Origin of the sequence: Mesorhizobium sp. M7A.F.Ca.CA.002.05.1.1, assembly GCF_003998335.1 — a bacterium.
GTDB lineage: Bacteria > Pseudomonadota > Alphaproteobacteria > Rhizobiales > Rhizobiaceae > Mesorhizobium.
The window spans coordinates 1-432 of record NZ_RZQI01001661.1; the positions used below are offsets into that span (position 1 = coordinate 1).

Annotated in this window: 1 pseudogene; it reads left to right on the top strand. The window is 69.0% G+C overall.

Annotated elements, in window-relative coordinates:
- Positions 1–432: pseudogene (locus tag EN939_RS37650) on the top strand (ornithine cyclodeaminase family protein); the annotation flags it as partial.

Below are 432 nucleotides of genomic sequence, written 5' to 3' on the forward strand. Positions count from 1 at the left end.
GACCTCAACGCGGCCGGCACATCGGCCGGCGGTCACATCGGCGTCAAGATCGTCACCGTGTCCCCCGACAACAATGCCATCGGCAAGCCGGCGGTGATGGGGCTCTATCTCCTGCTCAATGGCGCCACCGGCGAACCTGAGGCCTTGATCGACGGCCAGCGGCTGACACAGTGGCGCACCGCCTGTGCTTCGGCGCTTGCGGCCTCCTATCTCGCCCGCGACGATGCCTCGCGGCTGCTGGTGGTCGGCGCCGGCGCGCTGTCGCCCTTCCTCGCCAAGGCGCACTCGGCCGTACGGCCGATCAAGACCATCCGCATCTGGAACCGCACCCCGGCCAATGCCGAGAAGGTCGCGGCCGATCTGCGCGCCGAGGGTTTTGCAGCCAGCGCGGCGAGCGATCTCGATGCCGAGCTTGGGCAGGCCGACATCGTC